Origin of the sequence: Salmonella sp. SAL4457 (genome assembly GCF_046548235.1) — a bacterium.
GTDB lineage: Bacteria > Pseudomonadota > Gammaproteobacteria > Enterobacterales > Enterobacteriaceae > Salmonella > Salmonella enterica.
Window position 1 is genome coordinate 1 of sequence record NZ_JBGDZO010000072.1, and the last position, 427, is coordinate 427.

The 427-nt window shown below is 59.5% G+C and carries 1 pseudogene; it reads right to left on the reverse strand.

The features are described 5' to 3' along the window. Window positions 1-132, reverse strand: a pseudogene (locus ACLJNW_RS23280) (Crp/Fnr family transcriptional regulator); the annotation flags it as partial. Window positions 133-427 lie beyond the last annotated feature (295 nt).

The following is a 427-nucleotide window of genomic DNA, read 5'->3' on the forward strand; positions in this document are numbered from 1 at the left end:
GAACACGTAGGCGCCCTTGTCGAGGTTGACCAGGTCGCTGCTGGCGAGCAGTTCCTGGAGCTGGACGGGAGAAAGCGGTTCGAACAGGTGGTGGCTTTGCAGCAACTGCTGGTGGACGCGCTGGAATTCCATGCTGGGAAGGCTCGCGATGATGAGGGGACTGGCCACTGTAGCGGGCCCGGCGCAGATCATCTTGACGCACGGCAAGCTCCCGGCGGCTGGGTGTTGCCGTCGGTCCGGCGAGCGGAACTATTACAGCGTGTAAGCCAAGGCTTACAAACGGCGGTGGTTTTGGCTGCTTTCTCCCCCTCGCAGAGATGCGTAATCTTCTAACCGTCAGGACATTGCGCAGGAAGCGACAAAGACAATACGGAAACTCAGGGAATCCACCATGGATGGTGGCGTAGCACGGATGTCAGGATAGAGG